The sequence below is a fragment of the Coleofasciculus sp. FACHB-1120 genome (assembly GCF_014698845.1).
Classification (GTDB): Bacteria; Cyanobacteriota; Cyanobacteriia; order Cyanobacteriales; family FACHB-T130; genus FACHB-T130.
In genome coordinates, this window is sequence record NZ_JACJTV010000044.1 from 1 (window position 1) to 22,879 (window position 22,879).

Genomic DNA, 22,879 nt, shown 5'->3' on the forward strand with positions numbered 1-22,879 from the left:
GTTTTTCACGGCTGATTGCGTTTATGAATTACTTTCCCGGTGCAGTTCCTATACTTCTACAAACGCAAGATTTCCTATTTTCTGTTACCTAGAGTGACAGAAGAGCGATAGACAACGGGTAGAATCCGGTTGGTCACTGGAGAAAGTCCGTCGTGACATTGCTGATAGTTCAGAAGCAGAACAAGCGATTAACCGACTTTATCAAGGTGAGCTAGGTCGTAATGCCGATAGTGAAGGACTGAGAACGTACAAAAGACGTTTAGCAGACGGTTGGTCGCTCGATCGCATCCGTCAGGATATTTCCAGAAGTAGAGAAGCCAGATCGAGAAGAGGTCAGTAAATTTTTCTCTTTACTCTAAGTTTCAACTTAAAGGCGCATCCACAGGTGCGCCTTTAGAGAAGCAAGAAATTATGCTGGTGATTTGATTACCTACATGGGTTGTAGGGCTATGAACTTAGGCTGGGACAACTTTTTATCTCCTCTCAATTCATGTTCCCCTCTCCGTCTACGGGGAGGGGTTAGGGGTGGGGTTCCACTGTCCCGCTTTCAACTGGTAGGCGGTTGTAGTTGACAAAGCAATAAGCCAAACCACTGATTCGGATCGCTCCAAATTTGGAGTGTTTTTAACCCTCTTGTCTGAAGTTCTTGTTGCATGGCATCGAGGTTAAATTTGCGAGAAATTTCCGTCAGGATAGTCTCGCCACTTTCAAATTCAATCGTTAAATTGAGGGCGTTAAGTTTGACAGTTTGCGATCGCAAACTCCGCAGATGCATCTCAATTTGATGCTCAGATTCGTTATAAAACGCCCAATGTTCAAACTGAGAAGGGTCAAAATTGCCATCAAAGCGGCGATTCAGGTGGTGCAGGATATTCAGATTAAACGCCGCCGTCACACCTTGGCTATCGTTATAGGCTGCATCCAACAAATGTTTTGGTTTTTGCCGGTCTATTCCGAGTAAGAAATACTCACCCACTTGAAGTGCATCAGCAATTTGGGAGAAGAAGCGATCGCATTCTTGAGAATTTAAATTACCCAAGGTGCTACCCAAAAAACAGATTGTTCGGCTAGGCAATTGAGTTGGTGCTAGTCGTGCCAATGCCAATTCATAAGTGCTGGCTAAAGCGTGAACCTGGAGGGAGGGATAATCAACCAGCAACTCCCTCGCACTACTTTCTAAAATGCCAGCACTTACGTCAATTGGCAGATAGCGCAACGGGTAGCCGATTTCTTGGTAGGCATCTAGCAGAATCCGGGTTTTTGTTGAGCTACCGCTTCCCAGTTCTACCAGTTCGCTTTCCCCCGTCAACTGAGCAATTTCACCCGCGCACTTTTGTAAAATAGCTGTTTCCGTGCGCGTTAGATAATATTCTGGTAACTCACAAATTTGCTCAAATAGTTGGGAGCCTTTGTCATCGTAGAAATAGCGCGGCGCTAGAGATTTGGGAGTCTCACTTAAACCCTTCACGACATCAGCCCCGTCAATTTCTTGGTTTTGTAACTGTGCCGTGGCGCTGAGTAGATGCTCTATCTGCAAGCGTTTTTCGACCGTGGATTGAGAAGCCGTTTTACCGCTTGCAGTTTTAGAAATCGTCATTTATCCTCCGTTTGTGTGGGCGCGAACCGCCGAATCATTGCGGCATCCGCTTTTATGCGATCGCGAGAGTCAAAATAGTCTGTTATAACGTCAGCTAGTGAAACACAAAGCTATATTGAATAAAATCATGCCTGAGCTAGATGTATTCAGACTCAGGCTGCTTGTTCTACATTTTTCTAATAAATCGGCAGCTTTTTTCAGTAAATAAAAAATAGGGCTGTGTTGATACATGATTGAAACGCCATGTACCACTTTTTCTTAGCTCCTAATTTATCGGGGGTTGGGGGAATCGAGTCAAGCAAATTCAGTCAGATTCCTCTAGCCCCCATTAATTAGAGGGAGAAATACCGATTGGATGCAGTACGGTTTAACCCCACCCAGCTCCTCCCCATTTACCCAGAGAAGTTCAATATTCGCCCCTCTCGGTGAACGGAGAGGGGCTGGGGGTGAGGTTCCGAGTGTGTCTATAGCGCTTGAATTACAACAGCTATAGATATAGCTACTTCGCACAGCGAAATCCAGACAAAATCTGACGGACGCTCGGATAATACCAGTTGCGGAAGCTAGAGCGCAAAGCGGCGGGACGAGTCGCCCAGCTACCACCTCTCAATACCCGATGCTCTCCATCAAAATAAGTCTTGGAATAACCAACGTAAGGGTAACTTACAAAACCGTCATAGCCATCAAAGCAGGTAGAAGTCCACTCCCAGACATTGCCAAGCATATCGTAGCAACCATAGGCACTCTGCCCAGAGGGATAAGCATCTACGGGTGTCGTTTGCCCCGCCGAGTTGTCGTGGTTACATCGCTGGGGGTCTGGTTCTGCATCGCCCCACGGGTATGTGCGACGACGCAGTGCGATCGCATCCCAGCTGGCTGCTTTTTCCCACTCTGCCTCTGTTGGTAATCGCTTCCCGACAAATTGGGCATATGCTTGTGCCTCGTACCAGGAAACGCCGCAGACTGGATGATTATCCCAAGCTGTGTCAGGTGCCCAGTATAGCGGCTGATTCACGGGATTTTCTTGCAGCCATTTCCACCCAGCTTCTGACCACCAGCGGGCATTTTGATATCCTCCCGCTTCTATAAACGCCCGGTACTGCCCGCAGGTAACGGGATAACGGTCAATCCAGTAGGTATCCAAGTAAACTCGGTGAACTGGACGCTCGTTGTCTAAAGCTTCGATGGACTCGTTGCCCATCTCGAACTCACCCGCCGCAATTTCAACCATTTCCTCTAAGGCGGGGTGATTGCACGTTTCCGGTAGGTTAGCACGACCTCCTACGTGGAATTGGGCGTCTCGACGCTGTAATTGCAGCACGAAGGAGATAGTCTCACTATGCTGGCTCTCATGCTGAATTAACCAGCGCCAAAGGCGTTCTTGCTCATCTAAAGGCGCGACTTCCAGGTAATCGAATACCTGTTCTCTGACTGTTTGCAGATAGCAGCGGATTTCAGAAAGCAGGGGTAAATAAACCCGTTGCATTTTGGGTAAGCCATCCGCCGCAAATAAGCGTTGATAACCAGCGATCGCATCTTGTCCTCCCTTGGCAAAGGGAAGTTCGAGGGGTTTACCTGCACTACGAACCAGCAGCCACAAAGCTTCGGTGTAGGCAATGTGCCCTAGATGCCAGCCAATCGGGCTAAAGTCAGGATGCACCTGACGACAGAAGGTGTCGTAGTTGATGCCTTCAAACAGTGCTAAAGTACCGGCACGACAGCGCTGCATCGATTGTTTGATTTGTTGCCGCCGCTCATCAAGGGTACTCGCTCTGGCTACTTCAGAGTTGATGGATTTGAACTTCAAGGTCTTCTCCCACACTAATCATGCTTTGTTCGGGGAACCCGATCCAGTTGCCAGTAAACAATGGTTCAGATGCGATCGCTACTGCTTCTGGAAGGATAGGATCGTCCCGCAGCCAATAAAGTGAGGGAACATTTGTGCCCTGGGCAAAGCGCGAGGCAACCATGCGATGTCCATCTGTGACAATTATGTTGGCAGAGATTGGTGTGTGATAAGCATCAGCTAACTCGGTTAAAGTCATCAACGTTTTGTACAGGGCTTTTTCCAAGCTCATCCCAGGGTTAGATGCCAATTCATTCAGGAATAAGCCAAACATATGTTCGGAGTCTGTCGTGCCGTCAATAGATTGGTAAATTTCATCGCTCAGTCGGCTCCGAATCGGTTTATACAGTGTCTTGCGAAAGTTTTTGATCGCACCATTGTGTGTGAACAAGAGACGCTCGGAACGAAACGGCTGGCAGTTACTCAAATCTACTGACTGACCAGTAGTAGCGCTGCGAACATTGGCAAGGACGCATCCCGACTCAATATAACGGCTGAGGTTGGAGACATTCGTATCACCCCAAATGGGCAGCAAATTTTTGTAGATAAAGGGGTCGGTCTCTTTTTGGGCGTGATACCAGCCAATTCCAAAACCATCGGCACTAACGACACCAGAGGTCATCTCGCGGGGTTCATAGCTTTGGACAATCAGCGAGTGTTCCGGTTTGGACAAAAGGCAGTCCAGTAGAATAGGCGAACCGAGGTAGCCAAGTATACGGCACATTTTCTAGGGTTTGCTCCTACATTAATGGTTGAGATTAAGCTCCAAACCTTAAAAAAGGCTGAGATTTGGGGTGAATTGGCGATAGGAAATTGCTGAGAAACCGATGAGTTTGACGTTCGTTAGATGAACGTCGTTCCAGATGAAAAGCTTATTTTTGTTGAACCATCAGTCGTCCAAGAGAATCCGCAGCCAAAAGTAGCAACTTATACTGCAAATGCAAGAGCGATCGCTTTCATATTTTTGACAATACTTCATATTGTAGACACGCCATCTTTGGCTATGGCAGCGTAGAGGAGAATACCAGTCCAAAGGGGGAGCAATAATTGTCAGAGAGTTTAGCCTTTAACCCCAATCTGATTTTGCCCGTTGGAACCCAGATAGTGACTCGTGTTGAGATTCAAGATGCTGCGGGTGAAATTGCGCGATCGCGCGGCACCGTCGGCGTTATTATCAAATCACCCATTGACAACTCCCACGCCTATCGCGTGCAGTTTGCAGACGGGGGAGAAGCGTCTCTACGGCGTTCAGAACTCACCATCCGCTCATATTGGCTAAAGGAAGGTCTGCAACTACCAGGAGCCGTTCTTGCCGATTTTGACCTTTATGAATGTGTCATTTACCGCTGTATTGTCGGTTCAAGAGCTTACGGTTTGGATAATGCCAACTCTGATATTGACCGACGCGGCATTTACTTACCACCCGCCGATATCCAGTGGTCGCTCTACGGGATTCCGGAGCAGTTAGAAAATAAAGAGAACGAGGAGTGTTACTGGGAACTCCAGAAATTTTTGACCTTGGCACTCAAAGCAAATCCGAATGTCTTAGAGTGCCTCTACACGCCAAGTGTAGAAACGGTGATGCCCCTGGCTGAAGAATTGTTAGGAATTCGGTCTATTTTTCTCTCTCAGTTAGTTTACCAGACATATAACGGCTATGTGATGTCACAGTTCAAAAAACTTGAACAAGACATCCGGACAAAGGGGGAATTCAAGTGGAAGCACGCCATGCATCTAATCCGTCTGTTGTTGTCAGGCATCACTGTCCTGCAAGAGGGTTTTGTCCCAGTTCGCGTTGAAGAACACCGGCAACAACTGCTGGCTATCCGCAACGGGGAGATGCCTTGGGAGGAAGTTAACACTTGGCGGCTCAGCTTGCATCGCCAGTTTGATGACGCCTTTGCCACAACATCGCTGCCAGAGCGTCCGGATTATGAAAAGGCGAATGCTTTTTTGATTAAAGCGCGTCGAAGTATGGTTTAGAAATCGAATTTCAAAGATGTAAAAGACATCAAAAAAAATAAGAGGGAATTCAGATGATGCCAAATGCAATGATGGTGATTTTTCCCTATCGTCATGAAGACTATTGGGTATTTGACTATGAGCCAGCCGGACTTATCCGCGAACCTTTTGTCAGCGGGATGCCTGCAATCATTGACAGTCTGGTTCAAGATATTCCCAATGCTGCTCAAGGTTTTAAACTCTTGTTTTCTCCAATCGCTTTTTCAGAGTATCAGGCAGAACTGGTTTGGGTGAGAGAACAGTATGGTGGTAACTGGTATCGCTGGCAAGCCAAAAATTTAGAAGGCTGGCTAAGTCCAGCATTGTTTAAATATTTCCCTGTAACGCCACAGAAAATCTATTGCAAGGCTGAACCAATGTCTAACGCAATGATGGTGATTTTTCCCTATCGCTACGAACACACTTGGGTGTTTGATGATGAGCGAGTCGGACTTGTCCGAGAGCCTTTTGTCAGCGGGATTCCTGAGATGATCGAGCTTCTGGTTAAAGAGATTCCCAATGCTGAGAAAGGTTTTAAGCTTTTGTTTTCAGGAAACCCATTTCCCGGATATCAGGCAGAACTAACTTTAGTAAGAGAAGAGTACGGTGGAAATTGGTATCGCTGGGAGTTAAATAATAAGGAAGGATGGTTATGCCCCGCCTTGTTTAAATACTTCAATGAAGCACCGAGAAAACTCTACTGCAAAGCGGAAAAGCTTCACGAGCAAGCGAATGGGTAATCAAAAAGAGGTTCCTGGGAGATAGCAACGAATCATGAACCTTTAGTAGGTTGGATTGGAAGGCAGTGAAGCTCAACTAATGTTTAAATGACATATTGCATATCTTTTCTGAATGCGATCGCTCTTTCTTCTGTCAAGCTTGGAACCTTAACTCACCTAAAAAACACCCTTAAACCACGATTTGAGTAGTTTAAGGGTGTATTTACCCGGATTTTGTAGCAGTTGATTCATACTATAAACTTACTTCTTAACTATCGGCAATACCCATTAATAAATTATGGTAATAGCACAGCGACTACTCCCAGTCATTTCTGAGCAACCCTATCCGCTTTTGTTCGCAACAATCAGCGGCGCACATCTGTATGGCTTTCCATCTCCCGATTCTGATTATGACTTGCGCGGGTCGCACATTCTGCCAGTGTCGGAGGTAGTTGGATTAGATATTGGGCGGGAAACGATAGAAATTTCAGAAGTACGGGACAAGCTGGAAATTGACCTTGTGACTCACGATGTCAAAAAGTTCTTTTCGCTACTTCTTAAAAAGAACGGTTATGTATTAGAGCAGCTATATTCACCGCTAATTCTCTACACGACGCCAGAACATGAGGAATTAAAAGAGATTGCCAAAGGCTGCATCACCCGTCACCACTCTCACCATTATCTTGGCTTTGCCAATACGCAATGGCGGCTTTTTGAAAAAGAAAATCCGCATCGTGTGAAGCCGTTACTGTATGTTTATCGAGTGCTATTAACTGGCATTCATTTAATGCGAACGGGTGTTATAGAAGCTAATTTGATTCGTTTAAATGATGTTTTTAAATTGCCTTATATTCCTGACTTGATTGAGCGAAAGTTAGCCGGAGCAGAAAAATCTGTTTTAGAAGATGCTGATATAGCATTTTATCGCGGAGAATTTAATCGGTTGCTCGGCGAATTAGAGGAAGCAAGCGAAAGCAGTCATTTACCTGAATCTCCCTCTAGTAAAGATGCGCTGAATGATTTACTTGTACGGTTGCGCCTAGCGTATTTTGCTAATAATTAGGGGAATTGATGGCATCTTCTTGGATAATTATTGTTGGCATCTTTATTCTCTGGGTAATCCTTGTCTTCCCAGGAAATCTTTGGATAATTGTCATCTTTATTATCGGTGTAATTCTTGCCTTTCCACTAGCAATTTTGATTAGTGCTGGGTTGGGCTGGCTGATTCAATTGATTGGTATTCGATGTCCAAGTTGTAGGAAGCGGAAGCTAAAGTGTTACTCGTTGATTAGACCTACTCATCAACCTTCTCGCAGCTTTTACCGCTGCGAAAACTGCGGGGCGCGATACAAATCTGTGAATAATAGACCTTGGGGAGATGCATCAAGTCCAGAGTATGACAAATATTACGAGTCTGGTAGTTTATACAAGAAGAGAGGGAGATAATTAATTAAAATATGCTGTTGAGAATGACATCTATTGTCAACAAATAATGAAGTATAGTTTTATATTTTTTCTGAGTGGTATTTACCTAATTATGCTTGGCTTGAGATTGGGTAATGCTAAATGGCTAATTTTATGGGCTGGTATTAGTTTTATTGCAGTAGGAGCAGCATACGGATGGTTGGGAGCTAAAGTATTTGGAAAACGGTCAGATGGAACGATGGCATGGCTGAATATATGCTTATTGATGCCCTACTTATTATTAACCTGGATAAGCTGGCATCTTCAAAGACTGATTGGGAAAGAGGAATGTTGTAACGAGATAGTACCTGGCATCTGGCTGGGTCGTAGAGTATTTCTTAATGAATTGCCCGATAATATCAGCTTAATAGTTGATTTAACAGCCGAATTCCCAGAACCCAAAAATGTTATTTCAGGAAGAGCCTATATCTGCGTTCCTACATTAGATACGTCTGTGGCAGATTATCAAATATTCCAAAAATTGATTGATAAAATCTGTGCATGGCAAGGAAATATTTATATTCACTGTGCCCTTGGGCATGGACGTTCGGCAACAGTTGTTGCTGCTACCCTTGTTGCCAAGGGACTTGTGAATAATGCAAATCAAGCAGAAGCCTTGCTCAAAAATCAACGCCCTGGAATTGAGTTTAGTAAAGCTCAGCGGGACTTGCTGAAAAGGATAACTATTTAAAACTAAATGCGGCAACTGCCAAGCAACCCCATCCCACAATAAAGGCTACGCCTCCCAGTGGAGTAATTGCCCCTAGCCACTTTACACCCGTCAAACTCAAGGCATAAAGACTGCCTGAGAAAAGGACGACGCCAATGATGAAGGCATACCCTGCTGCTACAAGGGTTGACTGTGCTGCCTCGGCGCGACTTAATAATAATGCCACCAGTAGCAAAGCTAATGCGTGATACATCTGATAACGGGCACCCGTCTCAAAGATTTCTGCCGCCCGTTCGCTGAGCTTTTCTTTCAAAGCGTGAGAGGCAAAAGCACCGGCGGCGACGGACAATCCGCCTAAGATAGAGGCAATGCATAAAAAAATCTGTGTCATCATAATTTTAACTACTCTTATCTCAGCAGGAAGTAATACGAAACTCCTCCTTCCTCACTTACTTTAAAGTTAGCATCGTACTCTTTAGCTCTATCATCTAAATACTCTTTTGCCTCCGCTGCTGTTAGCTTCGCCTCCATTGCAAATTGTAAGGTAGTGATATTCCCACTCCCTTCTTTTAGTAGCTGGTAAAAGGTAGACTGGAGGCGATCGCGTGTTTCTTTCGAGTGTTGTTTCCGCAATCCCCACACCAGCCACCCTCCAAGGGCTACCGCTGGGAGTCCTAAAACTAGACCCCCGATGGCAGCGTCTCCATCTTCCTGTTTATCCTCCGGGCTAGCATTCGGATTCGGCATGGCAAAAACAATGAGCGGAATCATTAGCAAAATACCGCCGAATGTTAGTAGCAAGCCCGCAGACAGTTTTTTGATGAGCTTCATGGTGCCCAGCTGATGTTGTCAATACAGCCGCGATCTTAACCTTACTTTCGCGTGGCTTCCAGTATGCGAGAAAAGTAAAAGCGAGTCTTCGTCATTCCTTGCCGCTGAATCGAAAAACCGTTACTTTCTAGAATTTTGACGATATCAGCCTCTCGGTGCAAATAAGCACGAGTGGCTTTGCTGGCACCGGGGAAAAAACTGCCAATTTTTTTGAGCAAACTGAGGGCTAAAGTTTTCGGCGCAAAGCTGAGAATTATCCGAGATTCTGCCATAGAAGTGAGATGGGAAATCATCTCGGCGGCTTTGTCTTGGGGATAGTGAATTAGCACGTCTAAGCAAATAACCGTGTGATATTTACCACTTAATGCTTCTAAATCTTGTACGGTGAAAGTCGGATTGCTAATGTTGCCTAGAACTGCCTCTGCTCTTTCCTTGGCTTCTCCCACCATTTTTTCGGAGATATCGCTGGCATAGACTTTGGCACCCGCTTCGGCGAGGGGGATGCTGAGGCTACCGACGCCACAACCCGCATCACAAATGGATAGATTGGCTAGATTGTCATCGGCTTTCAGCCAGCTTAGTACGGTATCGACTGTCTGCTGATGTCCTTCGCGGATGTCCAATTGGACTTTATTAACTTCACCATCGCCGTAAATGCGTCTCCAGCGATCGAATCCGGTGGAGTTGAAATAGTCTTTGACAATTGTTTTATCGTCTGCTGCGTTCATGAAATTGGATTTTATCGAAGTGTTCCCAACGGTTAAACTTACCATTTATACGAACCGCAGAGGACGCAGAGGAGGAGAGGAAGAGGAGAGGAAGAGGAGAGGCATTGCTTATTTTAGGCATTGGGCAATAAGCGCTGCCAGGTTAGTTCGTTAGTTGATTCGTCTAGATGCCAGCGCAGCAGTTGATGAGCGGGTTGGCTGAGGTAGGGGCTAGTTTTGTTGTTTTTCTGGCGATCGCGTTTTGACGGTTCTTTGAGTAAGCCTATGGCGCGACGGGGGGATTCTGTGGCAAGGGCGATCGCAGTCTCGACTTCACAAATCCCCCAGCGCACTAAATTTTGTACTCCGACTAGCAGCGGCAATGTTGTCCCGGAGAGGGTTCCATCTCGCAGGCGTGCGGTGCCGTTTTTCACTTCTATCTGCCGCGTATCCCACGGATAAATGCCATCGGGGAGTCCCAAGGGTGCTAAGGCATCGCTAACCAAGAAAATTCCTTGCTCAGATAGCTCCCCCTGCTGCCCCTGGTTTAGGGAGGTAGAACTGGCGCGTAGCAGCAGCTGAATCATTGTCTGAGAGACGTGCTGACCATCGGCAATTAAACCACACTGTACTGCTGGATGAACCAGGGCGGCTCCTAATAAGCCGGGTTCGCGGTGATGTAATCCGGGCATGGCATTGAAGGCATGAGTCACCATCGACGCCCCCAGTTTGAAAGCTTGCTGCGCTTGGGCTTCAGTGGCTTGGGAGTGTCCCAGACTGACGGTGATCCCAAGACTTCGCAAATACGCGATCGCTTCCCCAGTCCTATCTAACTCTGGTGCCAAAGTAATCGCTTTCACGATACCCGCATAATCCCCTAAAACCCGTTTCACGTTGTCAATCGTCAACGGCAATAGGTACTCGGCGGGGTGTGCGCCTCGCTTCTGGGGATTGAGAAATGGCCCTTCCAAATGCACTCCCAAAATCTGGGCAGTAGCTCGATCCTGGTTCGGGGAAGCGACAAAATTGGAGAAAATAGAGAGCGATCGCTGAATGTTTTCAACCGATGTTGTAACGATGGTTGGTAAAAATCCATCAACGCCCTGATTCCAGAGAAATTTACAAATTTCCGGTAGCTTATCGCAATTTTCCAGATTCAATTCTGGAAATGCCAACCCCAACGCCCCATTAATCTGCAAATCGACACCACCCAGAGACACCCAATCTCCCTCTACATCCAGCACTTGCAAATCCTCAGGTGGAACCATTTTGAAGACAGTCTCCATTGACAGAATTTGCTCAATCCTGCCCTGATGAATCCAAATCTGCTGTAAGCTTTCGTAGCCTCGGAATCGAGCATTGCGAATCACGATTGGGGCAGTCATGGATAGCGTTGTTGCGTCTGTCATCACTTTTGCGACAAGATACCTAAATTCGGGCAGACACCAGTTTATCTAACAACCAACTGTAAAGACACGGCAGTGCCGTCTTCCTACCAACCAACTGATAACTCACGAAAAAATGACTCAACCGTTAATTGGCATCATCATGGGTAGCGATTCCGATTTGCCCACAATGCAAGGCGCGATCGCAATTTGTGAAGAATTTGGCGTCGGCTGCGAAGTCGCCATCGTCTCTGCCCACCGTACCCCGGAACGGATGGTGGAATACGCCCAACAAGCCCACCAGCGCGGCATCAAAGTGATTATCGCCGGTGCCGGTGGTGCTGCCCATCTCCCCGGTATGGTAGCGTCTCTAACACCCTTGCCAGTAATCGGGGTGCCAGTCGCCAGCCGTCACTTGCAGGGCGTTGATTCTCTCTATTCCATCGTGCAAATGCCAGCAGGGATTCCCGTCGCGACTGTCGCGATTGGCAATGCGAAAAATGCCGGTTTGTTGGCTGTGCAAATCTTGGCATCCCACCAGCCAGAATTACTCGAACGAGTGCAGCAATATCGCCGCAGTTTAAATGATTCCGTGATGGAGAAACAGCAGCTTCTGGATGAAATCGGCTATAAGCAGTATTTGGAGAAGATGCCCTAATTTTAAGGGCGAGTCGGTTGTTTTTTAGGCTTGGGTGGGTAGGAGAAACGGCTGAAATCTCAAGAATAATTTTTTGATGCCAACCACTTTCTTTATCGATAGCGAGGTACGTTTAGCGGAACTGAAGGGACGACAGGGGAAGATTTTTTGAGATTTAGCCCAACTCTATCCATTGAGCGTTTCGCGCTTAAAGCAAAGTTTAATCTTGTCCGATAAAAGCTTGCAAGCTTGATTTTTACTATTTTTGTAACAGTTTTTATTTACTAGTAAAATATAAAATAAAAAAATTGCATTTTATTTATATATAAACTTTTTAAGAAAGCATTTTTTGGAACAAAGTAATTGCTTGATTAAAGTTTCTATAAAATTGGGATTTCCGGAAAAATTCAAGCTTCTGAAGTGGAGATGAATTCATTGAATAAATTTTAGCCCTTTTTGAGTCATCCCCCTATAGATGGATATAACCTGAGTTGGCTACAAATTCGCTCAAACTCCCGTGATTTCTAGTTCCAACAGAGTTTTGCGGGTTGAGATCCCAGACCCAGAATCTAAAAATGTAATCCTCGATACAGAATTTCCCCCCTCGGAAAATACAAAATCTTAAGATTTCCCAGACCAATTAGCCATTCCCTCTAGATGTTGATAAAGGAAAAAATCCCTAATGAGTTGCCAGTAAGGTTTTGTCATATACTCACTTCAAATGACTGGATTTACTGATTTTTGACTAAACCGATGGATGTGTCGGACTGATTGAGGAAAGCGCAGTGATGATGTCTAAATTAATGCTCAAAAAGAAGAAGTCGAAAGCCAAAAAGAAGCGATTGTCTTCTAATTGGCAAGTCCAATCTCCCCGGACTGCCATGATGTTTAAGCAGTTGCAAACTGTCATTAAGCGGCTGACGCCAAGTTGGCAAGCTTGCATTCCCATCGCCACTTTGATTGTGATGGTGTGGGGTTATGCAGCAGTCGCCCAGGATGCTCCGGCGGCTGAGGGACCGACGACAGCCGAGCTAAAAGTAGCGCTAGACACCCTATGGGTAGCGATCGCTGCCTTCCTGGTGTTCTTCATGAACGCTGGTTTTTGTATGTTAGAAACTGGCTTCTGTCGCCAGAAAAACGCGGTCAACGTTCTTGCCAAAAACTTGATTGTGTTTGCTCTAGCGACCGTCGCTTTTTGGGCGATTGGTTTTGGCTTGATGTTCGGGGACGGCAATCCCTTCATTGGTCTAAATGGGTGGTTTTTGAGCGGAGCCGATAACAGCCCCGCCACCAACGATGCCTATCAAGGTGTTTTCAGCTCTCTGAAATGGGCTGGCGTTCCCCTCGCTGCTAAGTTTTTGTTCCAGCTAGTATTTGCCGGAACAGCCGCCACGATTGTTTCTGGAGCGGTTGCAGAACGGATTAAGTTTGTAGACTTCTTAATCTTCAGTCTCTTATTGGTAGGGATTGCCTACCCGCTCACCGGACACTGGGTCTGGGGCGGTGGCTGGCTGCAAACCAGAGGCTTCTGGGATTTCGCGGGTTGCACGGTCGTTCACTCAGTGGGTGGCTGGGCAGCTTTGATGGGAGCCGCATTCTTAGGGCCACGGCTTGGTAAATATCAAGACGGGCAAAGCGTTGCTTTCCCTGGTCATAACCTGAGCATTGCCACCTTGGGCACTTTGATTCTCTGGTTGGGCTGGTTTGGTTTCAATCCAGGCTCCACAATGGCTGCCGATGCAAACGCCATTACTCACATTGCCCTGACAACCAACATGGGGGCTGCTGCGGGTGCAATCTCCGCTACCGCCACGGCTTGGCTGTATTTGGGTAAACCGGATCTGTCGATGATTATCAACGGCGTCCTGGCTGGCTTGGTTGCGGTGACAGCTTCCTGTGCTTTCATCAGCCTTGGCAGTGCTTTGATTATTGGTCTGGTTGGGGGAGTATTAGTCGTTTTCGCAGTTACTTTCTTTGACAAAATCAAAATTGATGACCCGGTGGGTGCGACCTCAGTTCACCTAGTTTGCGGCATCTGGGGGACTTTGGCAGTGGGTTTATTTGCTGCTGGCCCTGGTGTCTATTCCTGGTACGGTGAGGGTCTTGGCCCAACCAAGGGGTTATTGCTCGGTGGTGGTCTCGGACAGTTCATCACTCAACTGATTGGTGTTGTCACAGTGGGAGGCATAACCGTTCTACTCAGTACAATCTTCTGGCTGGCGCTGAAAGCGACCCTCGGTATCCGAGTCACTCCAGAAGAGGAGTTTGAAGGTTTGGATATCGGCGAACACGGTATGGAAGCCTACAGTGGATTCCTTAAGGAAGGAAGCTCTAGTGGATTTTCTGATACTGGTAAGCACGGTGGAATGCCGAATTCACCGGGTGAATACGTCAAGTAACGACAGATAAGCCAAAAGAAAACATTTTCCTCTTTTGAGTTTTGTCTTTTCCCAATAGAGTCCGCCAAAATTCCCAACGATATAGAAGCTCTGGGAATTAGGCGGATTTCTTTTTTTCATCTATCTGTGGGTGGAAAGTTGATGAGCAACCCCGTTCGTTTAGATAATTCCACTACAGAATTGCCCTGATTGAAATTGATGCAATCAGATTCATTTGCTTAAGAATCGCGATCGCTCGATTTGTGGATGCTAGCAATTTAAGATTAAATTCAACCTTTGCTGAATCTGATTTAGTGTGTCCACTCGCTCGAAAACCTTTCTTCCGGCTTGGGCGCTCTTGTCCCTAGCTACCAACGGGTTGCTGATGCTAACAGTAATTTTGTTGCTGAATCGGGATCGGTGGCTGTCAGCTAGGTTACAAGCTAGCGAAGCTACACCTGTAGAGCCGATCCCAGAAGACATCTCTACTAGCCTGCTGACGAAAACACTGCCTGTCACACCTGCGTTAGGGCCGCGCCACCAGCTGAATTACGCTCAGTGGGTGACGCTGCTCAGGCAAGAAGCGGAGGTAGCCGCAACCAAAAATCCCAAACATTTAACCGTACTGGCTGGGGATTCGCTCAGTCTGTGGTTTCCTTCGGAGCTATTGCCCACAGAGCGCACTTGGCTCAATCAAGGAATTTCTGGAGATACTTCGGGGGGTTTGCTCAACCGATTGGATGTGTTGGACGAAACTCAACCGGAAATGATCTTGGTGATGATTGGCATTAACGACCTGATCCGAGGAGTGGGGGATCGGAGAATCTTGGCGAACCAACGACAGATTATTCGCTACCTGCGACGGGTTCATCCCCAAGCACAGATTGTTGTGCAGTCGATTTTGCCCCACGGCGGTAAAAAGTCAACCTGGGTGGGACGCGATCGCCTGATTCGGATTCCCAACAGTCGCATCCGCGAACTAAACCGACAACTGGGCGCGATCGCTCGTTCGGAATCTGCCAGCTATCTCGATCTCTATCCCCTATTCGTCGATGGCAATGGTAATATACATCCCGAACTGACGACGGATGGCTTGCATCTAAGCCCTCAAGGCTATGTTATTTGGCGCTATGCCCTTCAATTCTTCATGCAGGTGGAAACAGAAACCAGCAAAGCTAATTAGAAAATCCTGGCTTTGACTTTGTTGGGTAACGCCAGCTGAGCGTCCAGGCATTTTATGATCGACGAGGAACCACCAGAATGAGAGAGGAAACGGCTGCATGGATACAAAAGCCTTCAAACGGTCATTAAACAGTTCTGAGAACTACCATCGCAAGGGCTTTGGTCATCAAGAGGAAGTCGCTGGTGTCCTCAAATCCGAGTATCAGAGCCATCTCATTCAGGAAATTCGGGAAAACAACTACACCTTGAAACGCGGTGATGTCACTATCCGGTTAGCCGAATCGTTTGGTTTTTGCTGGGGTGTGGAACGCGCCGTCGCAATGGCTTATGAAACCCGCCAGCACTTCCCGACCGAACAGATTTGGATTACCAATGAAATTATTCACAACCCTTCTGTGAATCAGCGCTTGCGCGACATGAAAGTAGGGTTTATCTCAATCGAGAAAGGCGAAAAAGACTTCTCTGTTGTCGATACGGGGGACGTGGTGATTTTACCGGCATTTGGTGCTAGCGTTCAGGAAATGCAACTGCTCAACGACAAGGGTTGCAAGATTGTGGATACAACCTGTCCTTGGGTTTCTAAAGTTTGGAATACGGTCGAAAAGCACAAGAAAAAAGCTTACACCTCGATCATTCACGGCAAATACAATCACGAAGAAACCGTCGCCACCAGTTCTTTTGCTGATAAGTATTTGATCGTGCTGAATCTGGCACAAGCGGAGTATGTCTCCGACTACATTCTCAATGGTGGGAATCGCGACGAATTTATGACAAAATTCAGCCGCGCTTGCTCAGATGGATTCGATCCCGACACTGATTTAGAGCGGATTGGCATTGCTAATCAAACCACGATGCTCAAGAGCGAAACCGAGCTAATCGGCAAGCTATTTGAGCGCACCATGATGAGAAAGTATGGGCCAAGCGAGTTAAACGAGCATTTCCAAAGCTTCAACACCATCTGTGACGCCACTCAAGAGCGGCAAGATGCCATGTTTCAGCTAGTCGATGAAAAGCTAGATGTCATGGTGGTGATTGGGGGGTTCAATTCGTCCAATACGACGCACTTACAAGAAATTGCCATTGAGCGGAAAATTCCTTCCTATCACATCGATAGTGCCGAGCGAATTGGCCCTGGCAATCGTGTGGAGCATAAGCCGCTGGGTGGCGATTTGAAAGTTCAGGAAAATTGGCTACCCGCTGGTCCCATTGTGGTAGGGGTTACTTCTGGAGCCTCAACTCCCGATAAGGTGGTGGAGGATACGATCGAGAGGATTTTTGAGCTGAAAGTGGCTGCGATGGTTTAACAAAATTAGGGAATAGATTAGTTGCGAGTTTTGAGTTTTGATTTCAAGAGAAACTCAAAACTTTCAGCTTTTTTGGGCACCATCTGCAACTGGGGAAGCATCGTTGAACTGGTCTTGGTTGTAGTAGTAAAGCGTGCGGATGGGGTAAGGGATGTTAATGTCAGCGCGATCGCAAGCTTGTTTGATCGCGATCATCACCTTGGTTCTAGTACGGCGCACATCTACTTTGTGCGGCGATGTCCAATAGCGGACGACCAAGTTCATCGAGCTATCACCAAAGCCTAATCCATCCACTTCCGGTGCTGGCTTCGATAAGACGCCTTCGACTTTTAACACGGCTTCGAGCAGAGTTTCGACGGCGTAGGGTAAAGGGGTATTGTAATCAACGCCAATTTCTAAATCTGTCCGGCGGTGGGGCATCGCCGTCAGCACTTGCACCGGACTCGTGAAGACAATCGCATTTGGCACAACGATGCGCTCTCCCTGATAGGTGATAATTTGGGTGGCGCGCAGGGAAATTTCTTCAATCGTTCCCTCGAAACCGTTTACTATCACTTGATCCCCCAACCGAAACGGTTCCTGCAACAGCAGCAGCACTCCCGCCAGAAAATTTTTGAAAATATCTTGAAAGGCGAAGCCAATCGCGACCGAGCTGAGTCCCAGCAAACCAATGATGTCGCCCAGCCGCAAGTCTGGGAAGGCAACAACACAGGCGAAGAGAATCCCTACCACCCAGGTTCCTACAAAACTAGTCTGCACAAGCAGCAGGCGCAGTGATGGGTTTTTCAGGGCACGCCTGCCAACACCACGGACGATCCGCCGAACTAGATTCGCTCCATACCGGGTTAAACATAGGATCGCGATCCCCATCAAAATTCCTGGTAGTGCCTCAATAGTTTGACCCATCAGGTTTAACAGGCTCTGTTGGATTTCTTTAATCAAAGCAGCCATAAACGAAAAGGATTATCTTAACTTTTGACTTTTGCCAGGATATCAAATATCTCAAAACTGCTCGGTTTTTTTCGCTTGGGGTTTGGAGTAAGCGATCGCTTTTAGTTGGCTTTCTTCCGACACTCAATGTGTTATACAACACCAGTAAACAGGAAGTTGCTGGCGATCGCTCCCACGACATCCCCTGACTTCCCTGAAGCTAGCACCTCTCCAAAGATGGCTTCAGCAAAGCATTTGGCAGTTTTGTAACGAAATGTTAAGCAGAATTTATTAAAAATTATTGCGATTCGTTGATGCAGTTGCTAAGGTGTGCTTAAGAGTTGCTTCTGGTCAATGCTCGTATTTTAGGAGACGTGCCATCCATGCTCTACATCACACTTGGCTGTTCGCCCATTCACTGATTGCAGAATTGCTTGAAACTATTTTTCTCTGACGGCTCTACACCAAATCTTCCTAGACGGCGGAGGAATCCCTTTGTTTCACAATTCAAAATGCATTTCTTCAATTTCATCTGGTTCCTAACCTGTGTTCCCCTTACGTACAGCCAGTCCAACTCTTATTTGGCTGAAGTTTTCCGGAAAGAAATTTCTCAGGTTTGTCGATGAAAATGGGTTCCCTGCAAAAATTCTGAGAAATGTCTGGCTCCCAACAGTTCAGTTCAACTCATCTCTAATTAACGAGTTACTGTTTTCCTCACTGCGTGCTTGGAGGATGCTACCTCTACTTGCAGACCTCTACTCGGCACTAGCTCTTATCAGCGCGGTGAGACCTCAAATGGAGAAGGTTTAAGTTATGAATATTCAAGGAAAGACGGCTCTGATTACTGGAGCTTCCCGTGGAATTGGGCGAGCGATCGCGCTTGAACTCGCGCAACAAGGAGCCAAACGCCTGTTGCTGGTGGCACGCGACGCCGATCGCTTAGCGGAAGTCGCCGCCGAAATCGAAGCACTTGGCGTAGAAGCCGCGATCCTGCCTTTGGATCTGGCTCAGATAGTAGAAGTGAATATTGCGATCGCCCAAGCTTGGCGAGATTATGGTCAGATTCATCTGCTCGTCAACTGTGCGGGAGTTGCACACCAAGCGCCCTTTTTGAAATCTCAACTCCCGGATGTGCAGCAAGAAATCGCGATTAATTTAATGGGAATGTACACCATGACTCGTCTGGTTGCTCGACGTATGGCAACCCAACGGGAAGGAACCATCGTGAACGTTTCTAGCTTGATGGGCAAAATTGCCGCACCGACGATGGCGACTTATTCAGCCACCAAGTTTGCGATTTTGGGATTCACCCAAGCCTTGCGCGGCGAACTTGCCGACTACAATATCCGGGTGATGGCTTTGCTGCCATCTTTGACCGACACTGACATGGTACGAGATTTAAAGTGGTTTCGCTGGGTAGTCCCCACAACTTCTCAGAAAGTCGCTCAGGCACTCGTTGCCGGACTGCAAAAGGAATCGCCAGAAATTTTAGTGGGATGGCAAAGTCATTTAGCCGTGTGGTGCAATCGCATTGCACCTTGGCTGCTAGAGAAAGTTTTACTGCTAGCAGCACCCCTGTCGAGGTATAAGCAAAAGCGCTATCACAGACTCCGTGAGGCTGGAGTAATTTCACGTTAAAGTCTGTTATCAACAGGGGAATCTGATTCTAGAGTAGAGACGCGATTAATCGTGTCTCTACCTACTTTAGCTGTGAAATTTATTTCCAGGCTCCGAACGTTAGTGCCATTTAACCTAACTGTATTTGGATAGACTGATTGCAGATAAACAGATGTTAACGATGAGTCAAAATCGCCAGATATTAGATGACATTGCCGAACGCATCCAAGCAATTGTCAATGCTGAAACAGCCTCCGTGGTGCTAGCTGAGTCCGAAGAGGAAACCGTCTACTATGCGGCAGCAATAGGCAAGCACGCTGAGTGGGTGTTGGACAAAAGGGTTGCCGCAGCGACTTCCGGATTGTGTGGTACGGCATTTCAGAGCGACAAACCCGTGTTAGTTTGTCGTACTGAGGGCGATCGCCGAGTCCGGCAAGATCATGCTAAAGCGTTGGGAATAGAGACAGCTTTAGCCGTGCCTCTCTACTACGAAGGCAAGCTTTTGGGAGCGCTACAAGCTTGGAATCGTACTGACGGCAGCTTATTTGACGAAGAGGCAGAAAGTGTTTTGGCTGCTTACGCCTCTGAAGTTGCTCCACTGGTTTATCAATACCAGATAACTATGAAGTAGAGGATAATTTGCAGGAAAAAGCGATCGCGCTGGCTTGAAATAAGCAACAAATCGAAGATGAGAAAATGACCCAAGATGAACCCATAGAACCAAAGCTTCTACGCCACTCCAATTCCCTCTCTTCCTCCAATCCCCCCTCCTCGCTTGCGGGGAGGGGGTTAGGGGGTGGGGTTCCGGGACAATCTTGGCAAACTCCGCCCCAACTCTGGGAAAAACTCAAGCCACTGGGTCGCCAAATGCGTCATCAACCGACTCCAGCAGAAGAGAAACTTTGGCAGAAATTAAGAAACAAGCAACTGTTGGGATTTAAGTTTCGCCGTCAGCATTCAATTGACCGTTTTATTGTTGATTTTTACTGTAATGAAGCGCAGTTAGTGGTGGAGGTGGATGGAGAAATTCACGACTACACTCAGGAGGAAGATGCGATCCGTCAGGAGTTTTTGGAGAGTCTAGGGTTGCGGGTTGTGCGGTTTAGGAATGAGGCAGTTTTGAGTTCAATTGATGAGGTGCTGGAAGGGGTTGCGGGTTGGTTGCAGAGATAGAACCCCACCCCCAACCCCCTCCCCGCAAGCGAGGAGGGGGCTAAGAGAGAGATGGGTGCGATCGCGTGTTTTTGATGGGGATGCGATCGCTTACTCAGCAGTATCTTCAATTAACCGCTATTGCACCTGCCAAACCTTAACAGTTTTATCATAACTACCACCACCGCTAACGAGAGTTTTTCCATCAGGACTGAAACCAACTGACTCAACATAAGATTGATGCCCAGAAAGGGTGCCGATTTCTAGTCCAGTTTGTATATCCCATAGTTTAATGTTTTTGTCATCACTCCCACTAGCAAGGATTTGACCATCAGGGCTGAACGCCACAGATGTCACCTGGTCAGTGTGACCGCTAAGAGAACGAATTAGCTGTCCTGTTTGCCAGTTCCATATCATGATGTTATGGTCTTCACTACCACTAGCTAAGGTATTACCTTGAGGACTGAAGGCAACAGCACGAACACACCTTTGATGACTCTCTAAGGAGCTAATTTCTTCTCCTGTTTTTCCGTCCCAGAGTTTGATAGTTTTATCGCAACTTCCACTGGCAAGTATTTGCCCATCAGGACTAAAAGCGAGGGACTGAATGTAATCTGAATGCCCAGAAAGCGTGCGGATTTGTTCTCCAGTATTCACGCCCCATAATTTAATTGTTTTGTCATCACTTCCACTAGCAATAATCTGTCTATGAGGACTGATAGCAACGGAAGTAACACGGTCTGAATGCCCAGAGAAAGAGCGAATTTCTTTTCCAGTATTCGCGTTCCACAATTTAACGGTTTTGTCATTACTTCCACTGACTAGAAGCTGCCCATCAGAACTGAATGCGATCCCACGAACCTTTAGATAATGTCCAGAAAGTGTTTTGATTTCTCTTCCGGTATTTAGGTTCCACAGTTTAATACTGTCATCATCACTACCACTAGCTAATGTTGTTCCATCAGGGCTAATAGCTACTGAACGAACCGCAGCAATCATTCCTGAATGCCCTGTGATATTGTAAATTAGTAATGCCTGACTGTAATCGTTAATGGCTTCGTTATATTTTCCCTGCCTACCGTAGGCAATTCCTCGGCTGTAGTAAGCTTCGCGGTATTTAGAGTCTAGCTTAATTGCCTCAGTAAAATTTTCAACCGCATTCTGATTTTCTGCCAAATTTAAGTTGGCAAGACCCCGTTTGTAGTAAGCATCAGCGTAATAGGTACTGGCGTCTTCCGCTTTGCTTTCAATCACCTCATTAAAATCTTCAATCGCTTTTTCATGTTCTCCCAATTCACCCCAGATAGAACCACGCCTTAAAAAGGCCGATGGATAGTCAAGATTGAGATCGAGTGCCACGTTCAAATCTTCAATCGCTTTCTGATAATTTCCTATTCCAAGGTAGATGGTTGACCGACCTAAATAAGCATCGTAAAAGTCAGGATTGCGCTTAATAGCTTCGTTGAAGTCATCAAGTGCTGCCTGATAGTTACCCAATTTAATGTAGACAGCGGCTCGTCCAAGTAGTGGTTCAACATAGCGCTCTGGATCGGGTTGCCACTTGCCGTCATCTGGCTCAAAAGGAAACTTGGGATTTACAGCCAATGCTTTAGTATAATCTGCTATTGCTTTTTGTTGATATTCATTCGATTTTTCCTGATACTTAATAATTTGTTGCTGATATCCAAGTTTTTTTTGCTTGTTGCTTAACTCTAATTCCTGCTTTTCAATATCTCTCTGCTGATATTCAAGGGCTTTTTGTTCATCCCCTAATCTTGAATAAGCTCGTCCTCGGCTAACATAACCTTCCGCAAAGTCGCCTTTACTTAAAGCATTGCTGTAATCCTTAATAGCATTCTTATGATCCCCTTTCTCTCTAACTTTCTTTAATCCGTCTTTATAGAATTTTAAAATAGAAGAAGAGGTATTTCCCTTATCACCAATATTAATGTTAATCAAGTTTAACTCTTGAACTGTAAAAAAGGAATCAATCCTTACCAAAGAAAGAGTAGGTGCCAGGGTAGGTACAAACGTAGGTGCTAGGGTAGGTGCAAACGTAGGTGCCAGGGTAGGTACAAACGTAGGTGCCAGGGTAGGTGCAAAAGAAGGGCTGAGAACAGAATTAGCCGAGAGAACCGAATTATCAGACAAAAAACCCCTGCCAGAGGTAATAAAATTTCCTAATTTTTCAAAGAAACTGAGCGGATTTTTTTCCAATGATACTGGCTGAAGTTGATTGATTAGGAGAGCCTCAGCAGCTAAAGCTTTATTTATGCTGACACCAGGAATGACAACCCATACCAGACTGATAATTAATGCAAGGAAAACCGAAAACGCAAGTTTAGGGAGTAGCTGTAGTTTAGCCATAGAGACAGCTTTCAGCCTTTGGATGAATTCTGCTTGTTGCGATTGCAGCAGGGTAGCCCAGTCCATGCTCATACTAATTTGATTGACTTTAC

Annotated in this window: 21 protein-coding genes; 12 read left to right on the forward strand and 9 right to left on the reverse strand. The window is 46.5% G+C overall.

The annotated features are described in order from the left end of the window. Nucleotides 1–547: 547 nt before the first annotated feature. From egtD to egtC, 3 genes are all read right to left on the reverse strand, one after another. Complete coding sequence (gene egtD, locus H6H02_RS24265; RefSeq protein ID WP_190822642.1) at nucleotides 548–1,597, reverse strand: L-histidine N(alpha)-methyltransferase; 1,050 nt, start codon at nucleotides 1,595–1,597, stop codon at nucleotides 548–550. Between the two features lie 499 nt (nucleotides 1,598–2,096). Continuing rightward, nucleotides 2,097–3,389 (reverse strand): ergothioneine biosynthesis protein EgtB, encoded by a 1,293-nt coding sequence (locus tag H6H02_RS24270; protein WP_347342650.1) that lies wholly within the window; start codon nucleotides 3,387–3,389, stop codon nucleotides 2,097–2,099. Further along, a complete protein-coding gene (gene egtC, locus H6H02_RS24275) occupies nucleotides 3,379–4,167 on the reverse strand; it encodes an ergothioneine biosynthesis protein EgtC (protein ID WP_190822644.1) in 789 nt (262 codons plus the stop codon). The genes H6H02_RS24270 and egtC overlap by 11 nt, the downstream gene beginning before the upstream one ends. Nucleotides 4,168–4,290: 123 nt before the next feature. On the opposite strand from egtC, the gene H6H02_RS24280 reads away from it, so the two are divergent. The 5 genes from H6H02_RS24280 (at nucleotide 4,291) to H6H02_RS24305 (ending at nucleotide 8,318) form a co-directional block, all read left to right on the forward strand. Beyond that, the gene (locus H6H02_RS24280; protein ID WP_190526749.1) at nucleotides 4,291–4,458 is read left to right on the forward strand and encodes a hypothetical protein; all 168 of its coding nucleotides are present in this window, start codon (nucleotides 4,291–4,293) and stop codon (nucleotides 4,456–4,458) included. A 32-nt stretch (nucleotides 4,459–4,490) separates the two neighbouring features. Continuing rightward, complete coding sequence (locus tag H6H02_RS24285) at nucleotides 4,491–5,426, forward strand: nucleotidyltransferase domain-containing protein (RefSeq protein ID WP_190822646.1); 936 nt, start codon at nucleotides 4,491–4,493, stop codon at nucleotides 5,424–5,426. Nucleotides 5,427–5,479: 53 nt separating this feature from the next. Continuing rightward, nucleotides 5,480–6,184, forward strand: a complete 705-nt coding sequence (locus H6H02_RS27360; protein ID WP_242040857.1) for a DUF6717 family protein — start codon at nucleotides 5,480–5,482, stop codon at nucleotides 6,182–6,184. A 277-nt stretch (nucleotides 6,185–6,461) separates the two neighbouring features. Further along, nucleotides 6,462–7,226: a nucleotidyltransferase domain-containing protein gene (locus H6H02_RS24300; RefSeq protein WP_190822648.1), complete on the forward strand. Its 765-nt coding sequence runs from the start codon at nucleotides 6,462–6,464 to the stop codon at nucleotides 7,224–7,226. Between the two features lie 429 nt (nucleotides 7,227–7,655). Beyond that, on the forward strand, nucleotides 7,656–8,318 hold the full coding sequence (locus tag H6H02_RS24305) for a dual specificity protein phosphatase family protein (RefSeq protein ID WP_190822650.1): 663 nt from the start codon (nucleotides 7,656–7,658) through the stop codon (nucleotides 8,316–8,318). On the opposite strand, the gene H6H02_RS24310 is transcribed toward H6H02_RS24305, so the two are convergent. The 4 genes from H6H02_RS24310 to nagA all read right to left on the reverse strand — a co-directional run bounded on the left by H6H02_RS24310 (nucleotide 8,311) and on the right by nagA (nucleotide 11,244). Next, nucleotides 8,311–8,688, reverse strand: coding sequence for a DUF423 domain-containing protein (locus H6H02_RS24310; RefSeq protein WP_190822700.1), 378 nt, complete (start codon nucleotides 8,686–8,688; stop codon nucleotides 8,311–8,313). The genes H6H02_RS24305 and H6H02_RS24310 overlap by 8 nt on opposite strands. A 17-nt stretch (nucleotides 8,689–8,705) precedes the next feature. Continuing rightward, nucleotides 8,706–9,128 carry a hypothetical protein gene (locus H6H02_RS24315; RefSeq protein WP_190822652.1) on the reverse strand — a complete coding sequence of 141 codons (423 nt, stop codon included), beginning with the start codon at nucleotides 9,126–9,128 and terminating at the stop codon, nucleotides 8,706–8,708. 41 nt (nucleotides 9,129–9,169) lie between these two features. Continuing rightward, complete coding sequence (bchM, locus tag H6H02_RS24320; protein ID WP_190822654.1) at nucleotides 9,170–9,856, reverse strand: magnesium protoporphyrin IX methyltransferase; 687 nt, start codon at nucleotides 9,854–9,856, stop codon at nucleotides 9,170–9,172. A gap of 113 nt (nucleotides 9,857–9,969) precedes the next feature. Next, nucleotides 9,970–11,244 carry an N-acetylglucosamine-6-phosphate deacetylase gene (nagA, locus tag H6H02_RS24325; protein ID WP_190822656.1) on the reverse strand — a complete coding sequence of 425 codons (1,275 nt, stop codon included), beginning with the start codon at nucleotides 11,242–11,244 and terminating at the stop codon, nucleotides 9,970–9,972. A gap of 112 nt (nucleotides 11,245–11,356) precedes the next feature. Here nagA and purE point away from each other — a divergent pair, with 112 nt between their 5' ends. From purE to H6H02_RS24345, 4 genes are all read left to right on the forward strand, one after another. Continuing rightward, complete coding sequence (gene purE / locus H6H02_RS24330; RefSeq protein ID WP_190678395.1) at nucleotides 11,357–11,878, forward strand: 5-(carboxyamino)imidazole ribonucleotide mutase; 522 nt, start codon at nucleotides 11,357–11,359, stop codon at nucleotides 11,876–11,878. 782 nt (nucleotides 11,879–12,660) lie between these two features. Next, complete coding sequence (amt, locus tag H6H02_RS24335) at nucleotides 12,661–14,256, forward strand: ammonium transporter (protein ID WP_190822702.1); 1,596 nt, start codon at nucleotides 12,661–12,663, stop codon at nucleotides 14,254–14,256. Nucleotides 14,257–14,551: 295 nt separating this feature from the next. Then, nucleotides 14,552–15,418 carry an SGNH/GDSL hydrolase family protein gene (locus tag H6H02_RS24340; protein WP_347342649.1) on the forward strand — a complete coding sequence of 289 codons (867 nt, stop codon included), beginning with the start codon at nucleotides 14,552–14,554 and terminating at the stop codon, nucleotides 15,416–15,418. A 97-nt stretch (nucleotides 15,419–15,515) separates the two neighbouring features. Continuing rightward, nucleotides 15,516–16,721 carry a 4-hydroxy-3-methylbut-2-enyl diphosphate reductase gene (locus H6H02_RS24345; RefSeq protein ID WP_190822659.1) on the forward strand — a complete coding sequence of 402 codons (1,206 nt, stop codon included), beginning with the start codon at nucleotides 15,516–15,518 and terminating at the stop codon, nucleotides 16,719–16,721. A 63-nt stretch (nucleotides 16,722–16,784) separates the two neighbouring features. On the opposite strand, the gene H6H02_RS24350 is transcribed toward H6H02_RS24345, so the two are convergent. After that, nucleotides 16,785–17,672 (reverse strand): mechanosensitive ion channel family protein, encoded by an 888-nt coding sequence (locus H6H02_RS24350; RefSeq protein WP_190822661.1) that lies wholly within the window; start codon nucleotides 17,670–17,672, stop codon nucleotides 16,785–16,787. 792 nt (nucleotides 17,673–18,464) lie between these two features. Here H6H02_RS24350 and H6H02_RS24355 point away from each other — a divergent pair. The 3 genes from H6H02_RS24355 to H6H02_RS24365 all read left to right on the forward strand — a co-directional run bounded on the left by H6H02_RS24355 (nucleotide 18,465) and on the right by H6H02_RS24365 (nucleotide 20,441). After that, nucleotides 18,465–19,289: an SDR family NAD(P)-dependent oxidoreductase gene (locus tag H6H02_RS24355; protein WP_190822663.1), complete on the forward strand. Its 825-nt coding sequence runs from the start codon at nucleotides 18,465–18,467 to the stop codon at nucleotides 19,287–19,289. 160 nt (nucleotides 19,290–19,449) lie between these two features. Next, on the forward strand, nucleotides 19,450–19,899 hold the full coding sequence (locus tag H6H02_RS24360) for a GAF domain-containing protein (protein ID WP_190822665.1): 450 nt from the start codon (nucleotides 19,450–19,452) through the stop codon (nucleotides 19,897–19,899). Nucleotides 19,900–19,964: 65 nt separating this feature from the next. Continuing rightward, on the forward strand, nucleotides 19,965–20,441 hold the full coding sequence (locus H6H02_RS24365) for an endonuclease domain-containing protein (protein WP_190822667.1): 477 nt from the start codon (nucleotides 19,965–19,967) through the stop codon (nucleotides 20,439–20,441). Between the two features lie 117 nt (nucleotides 20,442–20,558). On the opposite strand, the gene H6H02_RS24370 is transcribed toward H6H02_RS24365, so the two are convergent. Further along, nucleotides 20,559–22,859, reverse strand: a complete 2,301-nt coding sequence (locus tag H6H02_RS24370) for a tetratricopeptide repeat protein (protein WP_190822669.1) — start codon at nucleotides 22,857–22,859, stop codon at nucleotides 20,559–20,561. Nucleotides 22,860–22,879: the final 20 nt, after the last annotated feature.